At 72.7% G+C, this 15,714-nt stretch carries 14 protein-coding genes and 2 tRNA genes; 6 read left to right on the plus strand and 10 right to left on the minus strand.

The window, feature by feature from the left end; all coding sequences use genetic code 11:
* Positions 1-681: 681 nt before the first annotated feature.
* Complete coding sequence (locus CHF16_RS28405; RefSeq protein ID WP_089329213.1) at positions 682-1,653, plus strand: ATP-binding cassette domain-containing protein; 972 nt, start codon at positions 682-684, stop codon at positions 1,651-1,653.
* Complete coding sequence (locus CHF16_RS28410; protein ID WP_089329214.1) at positions 1,650-2,468, plus strand: ABC transporter permease; 819 nt, start codon at positions 1,650-1,652, stop codon at positions 2,466-2,468. Before CHF16_RS28405 ends, CHF16_RS28410 begins: the two co-directional genes overlap by 4 nt.
* 69 nt (positions 2,469-2,537) lie before the next feature.
* On the opposite strand, the gene CHF16_RS28415 is transcribed toward CHF16_RS28410, so the two are convergent.
* Positions 2,538-5,822 carry an AfsR/SARP family transcriptional regulator gene (locus tag CHF16_RS28415; protein ID WP_179271740.1) on the minus strand — a complete coding sequence of 1,095 codons (3,285 nt, stop codon included), beginning with the start codon at positions 5,820-5,822 and terminating at the stop codon, positions 2,538-2,540.
* 66 nt (positions 5,823-5,888) lie between these two features.
* Between CHF16_RS28415 and CHF16_RS40495 the strand changes: the two genes are divergently transcribed.
* The 3 genes from CHF16_RS40495 (at position 5,889) to CHF16_RS28425 (ending at position 7,702) form a co-directional block, all read left to right on the plus strand.
* On the plus strand, positions 5,889-6,146 hold the full coding sequence (locus CHF16_RS40495) for a DUF7218 family protein (protein WP_179271741.1): 258 nt from the start codon (positions 5,889-5,891) through the stop codon (positions 6,144-6,146).
* The gene (locus CHF16_RS28420) at positions 6,147-6,506 is read left to right on the plus strand and encodes a VOC family protein (protein ID WP_089329216.1); all 360 of its coding nucleotides are present in this window, start codon (positions 6,147-6,149) and stop codon (positions 6,504-6,506) included.
* An 83-nt stretch (positions 6,507-6,589) separates the two neighbouring features.
* Positions 6,590-7,702 carry a baeRF2 domain-containing protein gene (locus CHF16_RS28425; protein WP_089329217.1) on the plus strand — a complete coding sequence of 371 codons (1,113 nt, stop codon included), beginning with the start codon at positions 6,590-6,592 and terminating at the stop codon, positions 7,700-7,702.
* 49 nt (positions 7,703-7,751) lie between these two features.
* Here CHF16_RS28425 and CHF16_RS28430 read toward each other — a convergent pair.
* From CHF16_RS28430 to CHF16_RS28465, 8 genes are all read right to left on the minus strand, one after another.
* Positions 7,752-7,824: transfer RNA gene (locus CHF16_RS28430), tRNA-Ala, on the minus strand.
* A gap of 81 nt (positions 7,825-7,905) precedes the next feature.
* Positions 7,906-8,325, minus strand: coding sequence for a hypothetical protein (locus CHF16_RS28435; RefSeq protein WP_089329218.1), 420 nt, complete (start codon positions 8,323-8,325; stop codon positions 7,906-7,908).
* A 125-nt stretch (positions 8,326-8,450) separates the two neighbouring features.
* A complete protein-coding gene (locus CHF16_RS28440; protein WP_143228155.1) occupies positions 8,451-8,642 on the minus strand; it encodes a hypothetical protein in 192 nt (63 codons plus the stop codon).
* Between the two features lie 281 nt (positions 8,643-8,923).
* Positions 8,924-8,996, minus strand: a tRNA-Ala gene (locus tag CHF16_RS28445).
* 78 nt (positions 8,997-9,074) lie between these two features.
* Positions 9,075-9,737, minus strand: coding sequence for a histidine phosphatase family protein (locus tag CHF16_RS28450; RefSeq protein ID WP_089329220.1), 663 nt, complete (start codon positions 9,735-9,737; stop codon positions 9,075-9,077).
* On the minus strand, positions 9,730-10,143 hold the full coding sequence (rsfS, locus tag CHF16_RS28455) for a ribosome silencing factor (protein ID WP_089329279.1): 414 nt from the start codon (positions 10,141-10,143) through the stop codon (positions 9,730-9,732). The genes CHF16_RS28450 and rsfS overlap by 8 nt, the downstream gene beginning before the upstream one ends.
* 682 nt (positions 10,144-10,825) lie before the next feature.
* Positions 10,826-11,413, minus strand: a complete 588-nt coding sequence (gene nadD / locus CHF16_RS28460; protein WP_089329221.1) for a nicotinate-nucleotide adenylyltransferase — start codon at positions 11,411-11,413, stop codon at positions 10,826-10,828.
* A gap of 53 nt (positions 11,414-11,466) precedes the next feature.
* Complete coding sequence (locus CHF16_RS28465) at positions 11,467-12,753, minus strand: phenylacetate--CoA ligase family protein (RefSeq protein ID WP_218826882.1); 1,287 nt, start codon at positions 12,751-12,753, stop codon at positions 11,467-11,469.
* 90 nt (positions 12,754-12,843) lie between these two features.
* On the opposite strand from CHF16_RS28465, the gene CHF16_RS28470 reads away from it, so the two are divergent.
* Positions 12,844-13,875 carry a M48 family metallopeptidase gene (locus tag CHF16_RS28470; protein ID WP_089329222.1) on the plus strand — a complete coding sequence of 344 codons (1,032 nt, stop codon included), beginning with the start codon at positions 12,844-12,846 and terminating at the stop codon, positions 13,873-13,875.
* Positions 13,876-13,916: 41 nt separating this feature from the next.
* On the opposite strand, the gene CHF16_RS28475 is transcribed toward CHF16_RS28470, so the two are convergent.
* Complete coding sequence (locus CHF16_RS28475; RefSeq protein WP_089329223.1) at positions 13,917-15,671, minus strand: TIGR03767 family metallophosphoesterase; 1,755 nt, start codon at positions 15,669-15,671, stop codon at positions 13,917-13,919.
* Between the last annotated feature and the right edge of the window lie 43 nt (positions 15,672-15,714).

Genomic DNA, 15,714 nt, shown 5'->3' on the forward strand with positions numbered 1-15,714 from the left:
AGGCACTGGCTTTTAACACGCTGTTGAGTTCTCAAGAAACGGACACCCACCGCGCCGAACCCCGCTCTCGCGGACCCCGGCTCCGGGGCAACCCTACTAACTTACCTGATCCGCTCCCGTTGTCAAGCCGATCAGTGAAGATCTTTTTGACGGTCGGAGGCTTCCCAGTCCCCCACGGCGACGACACACCCCCGGGCAGTGAACCTGGCGACGATCGTTCCGTAGGAGATGCCCTGCGGGCCGGCCACCTCGCGGCGTCCTGCATCCCGTCCGGGCTCGCCACTCGAGAGTACCTCGGTTCGAAGCGAGCCGCGAACCGTTTTCCTCTTCTGGGCTTCCCCCGGGGCCGTCCGCCTCTCGGCGTCCCGCATCCCCTTGGGGCACGACAGAGATTAGGCAGCCCCGGGCACCCCGTCAAATCGACACGACGCGCTGAACGCCCCGCCCACAAGGGCTTTGCGCGGCCCCGACCATGCGCCTCCTGACCGGCTCACCCCGGACGGCCCGGGTCCCACCTTCCACTTACGCCATGAAACCGCAGGTCATTCGACATTTCACCGCGGCGGCATCAGTCACCTGTCAGCGGCGCGTCAGCGTCCGGGCGCCGATGTCCGTGCCGCGTCAGCGCCGTCCCGCACCGTGGTCACCGTCACAGATGACGCATGACGAAAGGCGGGGCCGATGGACGAAGTGATCCGCGCGGAGGGACTGCGCAAGACATTCGGCGATACGCACGCCCTGGACGGTGTGGACGTCTCGGCGCGCCGCGGCACGGTGCTCGGGGTGCTCGGGCCCAACGGCGCGGGCAAGACCACCGCCGTCCGCGTGCTGGCGACGCTGCTGAAGCCGGACGCCGGACGGGCCGAGGTGTGCGGCTACGACGTGGGCCGGGACGCGGCGCGCGTCCGGGCGAAGATCGGTTTGACCGGGCAGTACGCGTCGGTGGACGAGGAGCTGACCGGTACCGAGAACCTGGTGATGATCGCGCGGCTGCTGGACTTCGGCCGGCGGGAGGCTAAGGCGCGGACCCGGCAGCTGCTCGACCGGTTCCGGCTCACCGACGCCGCGTCGCGCGCCGTGAAGACCTACTCGGGCGGCATGCGCCGGCGGCTCGACCTGGCGGCGAGCCTGATCAACCACCCCGAGGTCATCTTCCTGGACGAGCCGACGACCGGGCTCGATCCGCGCGCCCGCAACGAGGTGTGGGACACGGTCCGCACCGTGGTGGCCGACGGCGCGACGGTGCTGCTGACGACGCAGTACCTGGAGGAGGCCGACGCCCTCGCCGACCGGATCGCGGTGTTCGACCACGGCCGGGTCATCGCGGAGGGCACGTCCGACGAGCTGAAGGGGCGGATCGGGCGGCAGACGCTCGCGGTGCGGGCCGCGGAGCCGTACCGCACCGGCCAGCTCACCGCGATCGTGGCCGAGCTGAGCGGCGAGCGCCCCGAGGTGCAGGAGGCGACGGGGCTCGTCACGGCGCCGGTGAACGACCCGGGGCTGCTGTCCGCGCTGGTGCGCCGGCTGGACGAGGCGTCCATCACGGCGGCCGAACTGGCGCTGCGGATGCCGAGCCTCGACGAGGTGTTCCTCACACTCACGGGCCACCTGGCCGAAGAGGCCGGTCTCGAACTCGAAAGGAGCGTGGCATGACCACGATGACCCTCGACTCCCGTCCGGTGGCCGAGCCGCCCGGGCGCGTCAGCCCGCGGCGGACGCTGCGGCACGGCATGACCCTGGCGTGGCGCAACCTCGCCCAGTTGCGGCACTCCCCGGAGAAGCTGCTGGACACGACGCTCATGCCGATCGTGTTCCTGGTGCTGTTCCTGTACGTGTTCGGCGGCGCGGTGGCGGGCGGTACGCACGCCTACCTGCAGGAGCTGCTGCCGGGCCTCGTCGCGATGATGACGATGTTCGCGACGATGGGCGTCGGGACGGCGCTGAACGAGGACATCCACAAGGGCGTCTTCGACCGGTTCCGCAGCCTGCCGATCGCCCGTTCGGCGCCGCTCATCGGCACGGTCCTCGGGGACACGGCGCGGTTCGTCACCGTGATGACGATGCTGGTGGGCTTCGGGTCGGCGCTGGGCTTCCGGTTCCACACCGACCCGCTGTCGGTGCTGGCGGCGTTCGCGCTGGCGTACGTGTTCTACCTCGCCGTGTGCTGGTTCTCGGTGCTGGTGGGCCTGATCGCGCCGTCGCCCGACACCGTCCAGGGCCTGTCCTTCCTGTGGGTGATGCCGCTGACGTTCGGCAGCAACATCCTCGTCCCGAACACGGACACGATGCCGGGATGGCTGCAGGCGTGGACGGACGTCAACCCGGTCACCCACCTGGCCGCGTCGGTGCGTGCGCTGACCGTCGGCGGCCCGATCGGCAACCACGCCTGGTACGTGCTCGCGTGGGCCGCGGGGATCGTTCTGGTCACGTTCCCGCTGGCCATGCGCATGTACTCGCGGCGGGCCTGACCGCGGTCCGCTCGACTGCCGCGCGCGCCACCCGATGGAGTCATGGGTGGCGCGCGCAGCCGTTCGTGGTCAGACGGAAGTGACGATCTCGTCACCCCGCTCGAAGACCCCCTGGCGGGTGACCTGGCGCCCGCGCTCGTAGGCGGCGGTGAAGGCGTCGTCGCCGAGTGCGGCGGTCACGAGGGGCAGCGTCCTGCGGACCTCGTAGGCGACGTCGTCCCGGTAGCCGTTCAGGGTGTGGGCGGTGCCGAGCAGTTCGGCGGCCCGGACGAACGCGCCGCGCGCGGCGGCGTACGCGGCCACGCCCTCGATGAGGGACGCCACGGTCGGGTTGCCCATGAGCACGTCGTCGTGCATCTCGCGCAGCGCCTCGGCGTGCAGCCGCTTCGCCTCGTCGAGGTCGCCGTCCTCTTCGGCGAGGCAGCCGAGGCGGCTGTAGGTGCGGCGGGCGGTCTGTACGAAGTCGGGCCGGTGTCCGCGTGACACGACCCACCGGTGCGCGCGGTCGGCGTGTGCGCGCGCGGCGGCCCGGTCGCCCTCATGCAGGGCCACCTCGCACAGTTGCAAGGAGGCGCCCGCCGCCTCCGCGAACTCGCCGACCCGCTCGTTCTGCTCCATGGCGCGTTCGAGGTCCGCGCGGGCGCCCTCGACGTCGCCCTGCTGGAAGCGCGCACGGGCGAGCTGGGTGAGGATGCCCGCGCCCTGCTCCGGGCTGACCCCGGTGGTGGCGTACCCGTACGCCTCCTCGCCGAGCCGGATCGCCTCCGCCGCCTCGCCGCGGGCCAGGGCGACCTGCATCATCCCGCTCAGCGCGACGATCATCCCGAACCGGTCGCCCAGCTCCCGGAACTGCTCGTAGCCGGCGCCGACCTCCGTGGACGCCTCGCGGATCTCACCGGTGTGGATCGCCATGTGCCCGAGGCAGACGCGGACGATGGCGCGGATCCACGGGTCGGAGTGGTCGTCCAGGTCGCGCAGGCTCCGGCGCATCGCCTCGATGTCGCCGCCGAAGATGCTGGAGGCGCACCGCGCGAGGGCCAGCAGGGGATGCGCCGGCTTCTCGGGCACGAGGGGGACGACCTCGCGCAGGGTGGCGCTCAACGACTCCCTGGTCGGCCCCGGCCCGTCCTTCAGCTCGGTGATGACGCGGGAGGACACGACGCAGAGCGCGTACTGCTCCTCCAGGCCGGGTGGCACGGTGTCCCCGGCCATGGCGTGCACGGCGACCGCCCAGCCGCCCGCCTCGGTCTCCATGTCGCGCAGCACCCAGAAGAACACCAGCGCCCCGATGAGCCGGAGGCCCGTCTCGACGTCGCCGGTCTCGATCACGTGCCGGAGGGCCGCGGTGAAGTTGTCGCGTTCGGCGCCGAGCCGCTCGGCCCAGCGCAGCTGGTCGCGGCGGCGCAGCTCCGGCTCGGCGCGTTCGGCGAGCTCGACGAGGTGGCGGGCGTGCGCGTCCCGGACGCGCCGGGTCTCGCCGGACTGCTCCAGCCGCTCCCCCGCGTACACGCGGACGGTCTCCAGCAGCCGGTAGCGGACCTCGGCGTCGCCGTCCGCCATCACCAGCGACTTGTCGATCAGCGCGGCGATGACGTCGATGACGTCGTGCGGGTCGGGCGCGTCGGGGGCGGCCAGCCCGCACACGCGCACGGCGCCCTCGGGGGTGGCGCCGCCGGCGAACACCGACAGCCGGCGCAGGACGGTGCGCTCGGCGTCGTCCAGGAGCTCCCAGCTCCAGTCGACGACGGCGCGCAGCGTGCGGTGCCGGGGCAGCGCGGCGCGGTTGCCGCCGGCCAGCAGCCGGAACCGGTCGCCGAGCCGGGACGCGACCTGGCCGGGCGTGAGGGAGCGCAGCCGGGCGGCGGCCAGCTCGATCGCGAGCGGGATGCCGTCGAGCGCCCGGCAGATCGCGACGACGTCGGCGACGGTGCCGGCGTCGACGGCGAAGCCGGGGCGGACGGCCGCGGCCCGGTCGGCGAACAGCCGGACCGAGGCGTAGCCGAGCGCGGCGGCGGGGTCGGCGGCGTCCTCGTCCGGCAGCGGCAGGGACGGGACGGGGCACAGCGACTCGCCGGTGATGCCGAGGGGCTCGCGGCTCGTCGCGAGGATCCGGACGCCCGGCGCGTGCGCGAGGACGTGGTCGACGAGCCCCGCGACCGTGTCGATGAGGTGCTCGCAGTTGTCGAGCACGATGAGCATCCGCTTCGCGGCGAGGAAGTCGGTGAGCCGCTCGACGGGCCGGACCGCCATGCGCGTCTCGCCCGGCCGGATGGTCTCGGGCACGCCGAGCGCCTGCAGCACGGCCTGCACGGTGTCGCCGGGTTCGCTGACCGGGGCGAGCGGGACGAACCAGGCGCCGTCCGGCATCTCCTCGACCAGTGCCGCGGCGCTCTCGCCGGCCAGGCGGGTCTTGCCGGCGCCGCCGGGACCGGTGAGCGTGACGAGCCGGGTCTCGCGGAGCAGCTTGCCGACGCGGCGCGACTCCTCCTCCCGGCCGACGAAGCTGGTGAGCTGCGCGGGCAGGTTGGTGCGCGGCGCGGACGCGGCGACGGGCCCTGTGGCGGCGGGCTCGGCGGCGGGCGCCGGGGCGGCGGAAAGCACGGAAGTGGCGGGAACCACGGGGGCGGCGGGCGCCGGGGCGTCCCGCCGCAGGATCGACAGGTGGACGGCGGCCAGCTCCGGGGACGGGTCGACGCCGAGCCGGTCGGCGAGCGCGCGCCGCGTCTCCTCGTACACCTCCAGCGCCTCGGCCTGCCGCCCCGCCGCGCACAGCGCCCGCATGAGGTGCCCGCGCAGCCGTTCGCGGAGCGGATGGGCGGCGGCGAGCGGCTCCAGCTCGGCGACCGGCGGGACGGGCAGGCCGGCGGCGAGCTCCGCCTCGACGCGGTCCTCGACGGCGGCGACCCGCAGCTCCTCCAGCCGCGCGGCGAACGGGTGGGCGAACTCGGCGTCGGCGACGTCGGCGAGGGCGGGGCCCCGCCACAGCGCGAGCGCGGCGCGCAGCCCGGCGGCCCGCCGCGCCGGGTCGTCCGCGGCGCGGGCCGCCGCGGCGCACCGCTCGAACGCGACCGCGTCGACCTGCCCCGGATCGACGCCGAGCCGGTAGCCGGCCGGGCCGTGCTCGACGATGTCGCGGCCCGCGACGCCGCGCAGCCGCGACACGAGCGCCTGCAGGGCGTTGCCGCCGGGCGGGGCGCCGTCCCACAGGTCGTCCAGCAGCCGGTCGGCGGACACGGCCCGGCCGCCCTCGGCGGCCAGCCGGACGAGCAGGGCGCGCAGCCTCGGGCCGCCGACCTCCACGGGCCGGCCGGCCTCGTCCCGCAGGTCGAGCGGGCCCAGGATGCCGATGCGCACAAGTCCCCTTTCCGGATGCCATTGTCGCCGATGTGTGGACTTCGTGTGCCGGGTAGTCGTCCCGATATGGCTAGAGCACAGATCAAGGACGAGAAGACGTACCAGAAGCTGCGTGACGAGGGCGCGAGCAAGGAGAAGGCCGCGCGGATCGCGAACGCCTCCGCGAACCGCGGCAGGAAGAACGTGGGCCGCAAGGGCGGCGAGAACCCCTCCTACGACGACTGGACGAAGGACGAGCTGCTCGAGCGCGCCCGCGAGATCGGCATCGGGGGCCGCTCCTCGATGAACAAGTCCGAGCTGGTCAAGGCGCTGCGCGACCACTAGATGGAACTCGTCTTCGTCCTGGACTGCCCCGACCCGGACGCGCTCGCCGACTTCTGGGCCGCCGCCCTCGGCTACGACCGCGGCGAGTACGACCCCCCGTACGTCCATCTGACGGACCCGTCCGGGCGGGGCCCGATGATGCTGCTGCAGCGCGTCCCCGAACCGAAGTCGGGCAAGAACCGCATGCACCCGGACCTCCGCGTCGCCGACATGGACGCGGAACTCGCCCGCGTCACCGGGCTCGGTGCCACCGTCGTCCGCGGCCCCTTCGTGGACGACGGCTGGCCCACCACGGTGCTCGCCGACCCGCAGGGCAACGAGTTCTGCCTCATCGTGGACCCCCGGAAGGAGAAGGGATGAGGGGCTGACCGCTGACCCCGACAAAACCACACGAACCACCCCTTCATCACGTTTGTCCCAGCCGCATCGGGTACGGCCGTCCCATGGATCTGGCATTCCTCAAGAGGCTGTATGAACGTCCGGGCCCCTACGCGTCGGTCTACGCCGACCTCACCCGGACGACCGAGGACGCGGCCAAGGCCGCGGAGCTGCGGTGGCGGGCGCTGCGCGCGGAACTGGAGGACCAGAACACCCCGAAGGCCACCCTCCGCGCGATCGCGCGGACCATCGAGGACGAGCTGGCGATGCGCCGCTCCGAAGGCATCGTCGTCTTCGCGGCCGACGGCGAGGTCGTGTACAGCGAACGGCTCCCCCACCCGCCCCGCGTCACCCGCGCGACGCTCGCGCCGCTCCCGGACGTCCTGCCGTACCTGGCCGAGCGCGGCGAGCGGTTCCCGCACCTGGTGGCCGTCGTCGACCGCCTCGGGGGCGCGATCGACTGCGTGGACGCCGGGGGCAGGCACGAGCGCATCGACGTGCCCGGCGACGAGGAGTACCCCATCCGCAAGGTGAAGGCGGGCGACTGGAACCAGTCCCGGTACCAGCGCTCCTCGGAGAACAGCTGGAAGATCAACGCCAAGAAGGTCGCCCACGAGATCGACCGCGCCGCCGAACGCTGCCGCGCCGAGGCCGTCGTGATCGCCGGCGACGTCCGCGCCCGCAACGCCGTCCTGGAGGAGGTGTCGGAGAACGTCCTGGAGCACACCGTCGAGGCGGACCGGAACACCGACATCGACGATCCGGGCCTGGACGAGGAGCTGGACCGCCTCCTCAAACTGAAGACGACCGAGCACGTCATGACGGTCGCCGAGCGCTTCGACCGGGAACTCGCCAACGGCGAGCGCGCGGTGTCGGGCCTGCCAGCGACGACCCAGGCGCTGCGGCACGGCCAGGTCGAGACGCTGCTGGTGGCGGACGACGCCGACCTCGACGAGCGGCTGTGGATCGGCCCCGACCCGATCCAGGTCGCCGCCACCCCCGAGGAGCTCCGCGAGGAGTTCGGCATCACCGACCCCCGGGCGGAGCGCGCCGCCGCCGCCCTGGTCCGCGCCGCCGCGGCCACCGACAGCGAACTCGTCGTCGTACCGTCCAACGACGAGCCGCCGGTGCACCCCGTGGGCGCGGTCCTGCGCTACACGACGCTTCCCACCGCCTGAAACGACAAAGGAGTGGCGGCCCGCAGGCCGTCCACTCCGAAGCCGAGCGTGGAGCTATGGGGATTCGAACCCCAGACCTCCTCCATGCCATGGAGGCGCGCTACCAACTGCGCCATAGCCCCTCGGTCGAGGAAAAGCTTAGTGCACGCTGGGAGCTGTTGGGACACGGGCCGCGAAGGACGCCCCTCCGCGGCCCGCTGGCGTCAGCGGCCGCCGGACGTGTACGTGTACAGGCCCTCGTCGAGCGTCGGCACCTTGATGACGAGATTCTTGGGCATTTCCACGAGGCCCAGCAGCGCGTTCTCCTCGACGCTGGTGCGCCCGTCGCGGCCGGTGTAGGTGCTCTCGAGCGGCGCGGTCTCCTCGCCCCAGGCGTCCCACGCGTACTGCGCGTCCTGCGCGTCCTTGGCGTCCTCCTCCGCCCGCGTGGAGCAGACGGCCCGGGTGACGTCGGGGCTCTTCAGCAGCGAACTGAGCAGCGACGTCAGGAAGCCCAGCGCCTCGGGGCAGTCGCTCAGGGTGTAGGTCTGCGGGGCGGGCTGCGGCGCCTCCTCCGCGGACGCCGGCACGGCCACCGCCGTGACGGCCACCGCCGCGACCGCGGCGGGCAGCAGCCCAAGCATGGGGTTTCTCATTGGGGTCAACTCTCTCGATCATGCATCGCCACGTCACTGGCTGTTCCCGCATGATCGACAGTGCGAAGCGCGGCCGGAGCAAAGGTAGCCGCCGCCATGGTGAAGCCTTTGCGTCAGCTCCACCCGAACCGCTCGGCGACCTCGTCCGGCGCGTACCCGCGGTGCCCGCCGTCGCCGATCCACACCATGCCGTCGGCCTCCGCGACGCCCCCGACGGCGTGCTCCTGGGGCAGCCGCGGCTGGACCGCCAGCCGCACCGGCGCCCCGGGCTCGAACCGCCGCAGTTCGTCGATGAGGTCGGCCACCGTGACCTCTCGCTTCGCCCCCCTGCGATGTCTTCCCATACCCCGCATGAAACCATCGCGCCCGCCATGCTCAGGCCGTCCCGCACGCGCGAGTCGCCAGACGGCCCCAACCGAGAGCCAAGGGGCCCCCGCCAACCGCAAGGAAACAGGAAAACGGAAACCGGCAAGGGGGCGTGGAGCCGGAGCCCCCACATCAGGGCTCCAGGGGTCGCCCCCGGGAAAATGACGAAGGAGTGGCGCGGAAGGAGCAAAGCTCCGACCACACCACTCCCGACTCCGAGTGGAGCTATGGGGATTCGAACCCCAGACCTCCTCCATGCCATGGAGGCGCGCTACCAACTGCGCCATAGCCCCGCCGCTGCATGGACGTTCATCCCGCAGCGCCCCGCCAGTGTATAGGACGGACGGGGCTGCGCTCGAATCGTTTGCCGGTCAGGTGCCCGCGTCGGGACGGTCGTCGCTGAGCACGGGCTCGGGGAGCGTCCCGGCGTTGTGCTCCGCGAGGCGCCAGCCGCCGTCGCGCATCTCGGTGATGACGGACCAGCAGCAGTTCGACAGCCCGCCCAGGCGCTCCCAGGTCTCCTCGGGCAGCCCGAGGAGATGGGACATGCCGAGGCGCAGCGCGGCGCCGTGCGAGGCGACGACGAGCTGGCCAGTCGGCGGCAGATCGTCGAGGGCGCGCTCCAGGGCGGCGCCGACGCGCTTGGCGACCTGGGCGCTGGTCTCCCCGCCCGGCGGCTGCCAGGCCGCGTGCTCCGCCGGGTAGCGCTCGCGGATCTCACGGGACGTGAGGCCCTCCCAGGCGCCCCCGTCGCGCTCGATCAGGTCCTTGTCGTAGCGGACGGGGAGCCCGGTGATGTCGGCGAGCGCCTGGGCGGTGTCGGCGGCGCGGCGCAGCGGCGAGGCGAGCAGCGCCGTCGGACGGAGCCCGGCGAGGAGCCGCGCGGCCCGCTGAGCCTGCTGCACGCCCGTCTCGTCGAGCGGGATGTCGGTCTTGCCCTGGAAGCGGCGCTCGACGTTCCACGCGGTCTGGCCGTGCCGCCAGAGCACGAGCCGCCGCTTGCCCGGCTCGCGGGCGGGGCGCGCGTCACTCACTCGCGCTCCCGACGGCACGGGCGCGCTGAGCCTGGTGGGCGGTCACGCTCTCCGGCAGGTCGATGAGGGGGCAGTCTTTCCACAGGCGTTCGAGGGCGTAGTACATGCGGTCCTCTTCGTGCTGGATGTGCACGATGATGTCGGCGTAGTCCAGCAGGACCCACCGGCCCTCACGCTCGCCCTCGCGCCGGACGGGCTTGGCGTCCGCCTCCTCGCGCAGGCGCTTCTCGACCTCGTCCACGATGGCGCGGACCTGCCGGTCGCTGGGGGCGGAGCAGAGCACGAACGCGTCGGTGATGACGAGCTGCTCGCTCACGTCGTAGGCAAGAATGTCGTCGGCCAGCTTGTCGCCCGCCGCCTCGGCGGCGATCCGGACGAGCTCTGCCGCCCTCTCGGATGCGGTCACGATGCGCTCGCGATCCTCCCTGTAGGGGTCGTCTCCGTTCACAGCCTCTCACGGCCCGCGGACACCGGTACCCCCGTGTCGATGTACGGCCGCACATGCACATGCGGCCCTTTCCTGTCTACCCAGGGGAGCGACCCCCTGGAACCCCCGTCACGAGCCGGTCGATCCTCACGCCACGGTGCGGGTTTCTTGTGACCGTGCGGGTTTGCGGCGTGTCGCTGCGGTCGCCCGGCTCGGCGGGTCGTGCGGCCTCCGGGCGCTGGGCGCCCTCCGGCCGCCCGACCCGTGGTGTGTTGGCCCAGGGGGCGACCCCCTGGAACCCCCGTTGCGAGCCGGTCGATCCTCACGCCACGGTGCGGGTTTCTTGTGACCGTGCGGGTTTGCGGCGTGTCGCTGCGGTCGCCCGGCTCGGCGGGTCGTGCGGCCTCCGGGCGCTGGGCGCCCTCCGGCCGCCCGACCCGTGGTGTGTTGGCCCAGGGGGCGACCCCCTGGAACCCCCGTTGCGAGCCGGTCGATCCTCACGCCACGGTGCGGGTTTCTTGTGACCGTGCGGGTTTGCGGCGTGTCGCTGCGGTCGACCGGCTCGGCGGGTCGTGCGGCCTCCGGGCGCTGGGCGCCCTCCGGCCGCCCGACCCGTACCGGGGCTGGGCTTTCGGGGTACTGGGGTTGATACCCAAGGCGGCTAGTACAAGCCTCGTTTGTTTATGTACTGGACTATCCCGTCTGGGACCAGGTACCAGATCGGTTCTCCGGCGTGGACGCGTTCGCGGCATTCGGTGGAGGAGATCGACAGGGCGGGCACCTCCATGAGGGAGACGCGTCCGTTGGGGAGGCCCGGGTCGGCCAGGCGGTGGCCGGGGCGGGTGACGCCGATGAAGTGGGCGAGTTCGAACAGCTCGTCGGTGTCGTGCCAGGTGAGCATCTTCTCCAGCGCGTCGGCGCCGGTGATGAAGAACAGGTCGGTGTCGGGCCCCTGGATGTCGCGCATCTCGCGGAGGGTGTCGACGGTGTAGGTGGGGCCCGGCCGGTCGATGTCGATGCGGCTGACGGAGAAGCGCGGGTTGGACGCGGTGGCGATGACGGCCATGAGGTAGCGGTCCTCGGCGGCGGTGACGTCGCGGCCCTCCTTGTGGGACGAGAGGCCCGTCGGGACGAACACGACCTCGTCGAGCGAGAAGAAGTGCGCGACCTCGCTCGCGGCCACGAGGTGCCCGTGGTGGATGGGGTCGAAGGTGCCGCCCATGACCCCGAGCCGCCGCTTTTGCGTCATGGCGACGAGAATAGCCAGCCGGTCCGGGGCCCGGAACGCCCGGGGCCCCGGGGTCAGCTCAGGCCGGTGATGGGCGGGTGGCCGTCCTCCCAGGTCACGACGCGGACGGCCTTGCCGACCTCGGTTCGCGGCACGGTGCCGTCGGGCAGCACGAACACCTCCGCGGCGAGGCCCAGCGTCTCGCGGAGCGCGTGCGCGAGGTCGGCCCGCGGGTCGCCGGAGAGCGCCTCGCACGCGACGAGGAGCCGCACGGACGGGCTGCGCCGGTCGACGACGAGCTGGTAGTGCGGCCGGACGAGCCCGGAGCCGAGCAGGACCCGCTCGACCTCGCTCGGGTACACGTTGACGCCCCGCACGACGATCATGTCGTCGACCCGGCCGATGACCTTGCTCATCCGGACGAGGGTCCGGCCGCAGGGGCATTCGGCGCGGGTCAGGGACGCGATGTCGCCGGTCCGGTACCGCAGCAGCGGCAGCGCCTGCTTGGTCGGGGTGGTGAAGACGAGTTCGCCGGGCGTGCCGTCCGGGACGGGTTCGCCGGTGGACGGGTCGACGGCCTCGACGATGAAGTGGTCCTCGTTGACGTGCAGGCCGTCCTGTTCGAGGCATTCGGTCGCGACGCCGGGCCCGATGACCTCGGACAGGCCGTAGACGTCCATCGCCTTGATCGGCAGCACGGCCTCGATGGCGCTGCGCAGCTCCTCCGACCAGGGCTCGGCGCCGAACAGCCCGGCCTTGAGCGCGGGGATCTCGACGCCGGCCTCGGCGATGGCCTCGCCGAGCCGCAGCGCGTACGCCGGGGTGCAGGTGAGGATGTCGGCGCGTAGGTCGGCGAGCATCCGCACCTGCCGGTCGGTCATGCCGCCCGACATCGGCACCACGGTCGCGCCGAGCGCGACGGCGCCCTGGTGGATGCCGATGCCGCCGGTGAACAGCCCGTACCCGTAGGCGTTGTGGACGATGCTCCCCGGCGACGCCCCGGCGCACGACAGGGAACGCGCGCACATCGCCGCCCACAGGTCGAGGTCGGCCTTGGTGTAGGCGACGAGCGTCGGGCGCCCGCGCGTCCCGCTGGAGCCGTGCACGGCGGCGACCTGGTCCTGCGGGACGGCGAGCATCCCGAACGGGTAGCCGTCCCAGAGGTCCTGCTTGGTGGTGAAGGGGAGGTCGCGGAGGGCGGCGAGGGTGATGTCGGAGCCGCCGGTGACGCCGGCGTCCTTCAGCCGACGGCCCTGCACACCGCTGGCGGCGAGGAGCCGGTCGACCAGCCCCCACAGCCGGTGCCGCTGCAGCGCGGCGCGCTCGTCCACCGACATCGCCTCGGCCCTGGGGTCGAACATGGCAGCCTCCCTGGCGCGGCCGGACCCGGCAGCCCGTCCCCGGCGTGGAACCCTGCCGCCCGACCGTTCGTCGGAACTACCATGCCAGACATGACGGAGAACACACCGGATCGAGCGCGGACGCGGTTCCCGGGGATCAGTTCCCGGGCCTACGAGCACCCGGCGGACCGATCGGCGCTGGTGGCGCTGCGTTCGCTCTCCGGGTTCGACGTCGTCCTCCGCAAGATGTCGGGGCTGATCAACGAGCGGTCGCTGCGGCTGATGTTCCTCGGCGGGACGGTGCGGGTCGGCGAGGACCAGTTCCGCCACATCCACGACATGGTGCGCGACGCCTGCTACATCCTTGACATGCCGGAGGTGCCGGAGCTGTTCGTCCGGCAGGACCCGACGCCCAACGCGATGGCGCTCGGCTCCGACCACCCGTTCATCGTGCTGAACACCGGGCTGATCGACCTGCTGGACGACGAGGAGCTGCGGTTCGTCATCGGGCACGAGGTCGGGCACATCCTGTCCGGGCACGCGGTGTACCAGACGATGATGCAGATCCTGCTGCAGCTCGGGTCGCGGCTGGCGTGGCTGCCGCTCGGCAACGTCGGCATCGCGGCGATCATCATCGGGCTGCGGGAGTGGTTCCGGAAGGCGGAACTGTCGTCGGACCGGGCGGGGCTGCTCGCCGGGCAGGACGTGGACGCGGCCAAGCGGGTCAACATGAAGCTCGCCGGCGGGGTCCGGCTCGGCGAGATGAGCGCGGAGGCGTTCCTGCAGCAGGCCCGCGAGTACGACGCGGCCGGCGATGTGCGGGACGGGATCCTGAAGTTCCTCAACCTGCTCGGGCAGTCGCACCCGTTCGCGGTGATCCGGTTCGCCGAGATCGACCGGTGGGCGCGCGGCGGCGAGTACGAGCGGATCCTCGCCGGGGACTACCCGCGGCGGGACGAGGACGAGAGCGCGTCCGTCCGGGAGGAGATCAAGGACGCGGCGCGCTCCTACCGGGAGTCGTGGGAGCGGACCGCCGACCCGTTCGTGGGCAAGGTCCGCGACATGGCGGACGCGGCGGCGGGCGCCGCCGGCGGGCTGTTCGACCGGCTCACCCGCCGCGACAACGGGCCGACGAGCCGGTAGCGACCCGGGCCGCCGCGACACGGACGCGGCGGCCCGCCGGCTCAGAACGGGGCCGGGACGAGGAGTTCGACGTTGCGGTCGGCGGCCTCGCCGCGGCGGTCGGTGTCGCGGTCCTGCCAGTCGTTGCCCGCCAGCTCGCGTGACAGCGACGCGAGCCGGACCGGGTCGCTGAGCCGGCCGCCGTAGGACGCGGGCCCGGCGGAGTCGAGGATCGTCGCGAAGATCGACAGGGTGCCGTCGCCGTTGTCGGCGAGTTCGACGATGCGGCTCTGCTGCGGGAAGTCGACGTGCGCGGCCGTGTTCACCTCCCAGAACCCTCCCGAGCCCTGGCGGGCGTGCGGGATGACCTGGTTGCGGTGGGTGTGGCCGTTCACCCACAGGATGACGTTCGGGTAGCGCAGGAGGAGGTCCCGCACCTCGTCGCCGAGGACGCGGTCTCCGCCGAGCGGGTTCTCCAGCGAGCCGATCGGGTGGTGGCTGAACAGCACGAACAGCCGGTCCTTCACGCTGTTGCGGACGACGGTGCCGTCCGCCGCGTAGTAGCGGCTGCTGCCCGCCCTGAGCTGCGCCTCCAGCCACGCGAACTGCTTCTTGTCGAGGGAGCCCTCGGAGTAGCCGTTCGGGTTGACGGTGTCGAGGACGAGGCCGCGCACCACGCCCTGGTCGAACGCGTAGTAGGCCGTCCCGTCGCGGAGGTTGGCGGCGGTGAAGCCGTGGCCGCGCAGGGACGCGGACGTGTTGAAGTGCTCGGCGACGACCTCGCGGCGCGACAGCATCCGCCGGTTCCAGTCGGGCGTGACGGGGCGGAACAGGCCGCCCGCGCCGCCCTGCTCGCGGCTGAGCCGGACGAGTTCCGCGGCGTCGCCGTTCTTGATCATGCGGGCGAGGCGCTCGGCCTGGCCGTCGTCGGCCGGCGCGCCGATCTTGATGCCGCCGGTGGCGAGGCCGGAGACCAGCGGGTTCACCGGCAGGTTGCCCTGGATGAGGCCGTCGTGGTTGCCGAACGCGGCGAGCCACGGCATCGTGAGGCCGGTCGCCTGGAACGGGCGGCGGGCGGCGTCGATCAGGCCCTGGACGCGCGGGAAGCCGTACTTGGCGTACGCGACGTCGGGCTGCGCGCCGGGCGGCGCGCCCTCCGGATGCCAGTACGCCCGGTCGTAGGACGTCCAGTCCATGACGCCCTCGTACCGGTTCGGGTCGCCGGAGTCGGGGCGGACGCGGCGGCCGTCGAGCAGGTCGATGATCCAGCGGATCTCGTTGTACTGGACGTTGTCGGAGGCGTCGCCGGTGTTGATGGTGAACGCCAGCCCGAGGCCGGTCGCGGGGCCGCGGCCGACGGCGTTCATCGCCTGCACCATCGCCTCGGCGACCTGCGTGGTCAGGATCTCCTGCGGCCGCCAGCCGCCCTCGGGGAAGCCGCCGATCAGGTCCCGGATCCGGTCGATGAACTCGACCCGGGCCGGGGACTGCGCGTCGATGATGTGCACGTCGGTGAGGTGACCGAACGCGAGGACGCCGCGGCGGGTGGCGGCCCGGCGGGCGCCGGCGGTGCCGCCGAGGTCGCGGCGCAGCAGGTGCGGCTCCCCCGGCCCGGTGATCACCGGCCGGTAGCCGCCCGCGCCCGCCGCGCCGAGCACGTACGTCCGGTCGAGGGTGGTGCCGGCGACGGGCCCGGCGAGGGCGGGTGCGGCAGCGGCGGCGGGACGCGCGGGGAACGCGGCCAGCCCGGTCGAGGCGATGCCCGCGCCGAGGGCGGCGCCCTTCAGCACGCGGCGGCGGCTGTACTCACGGGTCACAGTCGTGAATCAGACCACAGCCTCAACGTGACATCAATGGCAA

Origin of the sequence: Actinomadura meyerae (assembly GCF_900188445.1) — a bacterium.
GTDB lineage: Bacteria > Actinomycetota > Actinomycetes > Streptosporangiales > Streptosporangiaceae > Spirillospora > Spirillospora meyerae.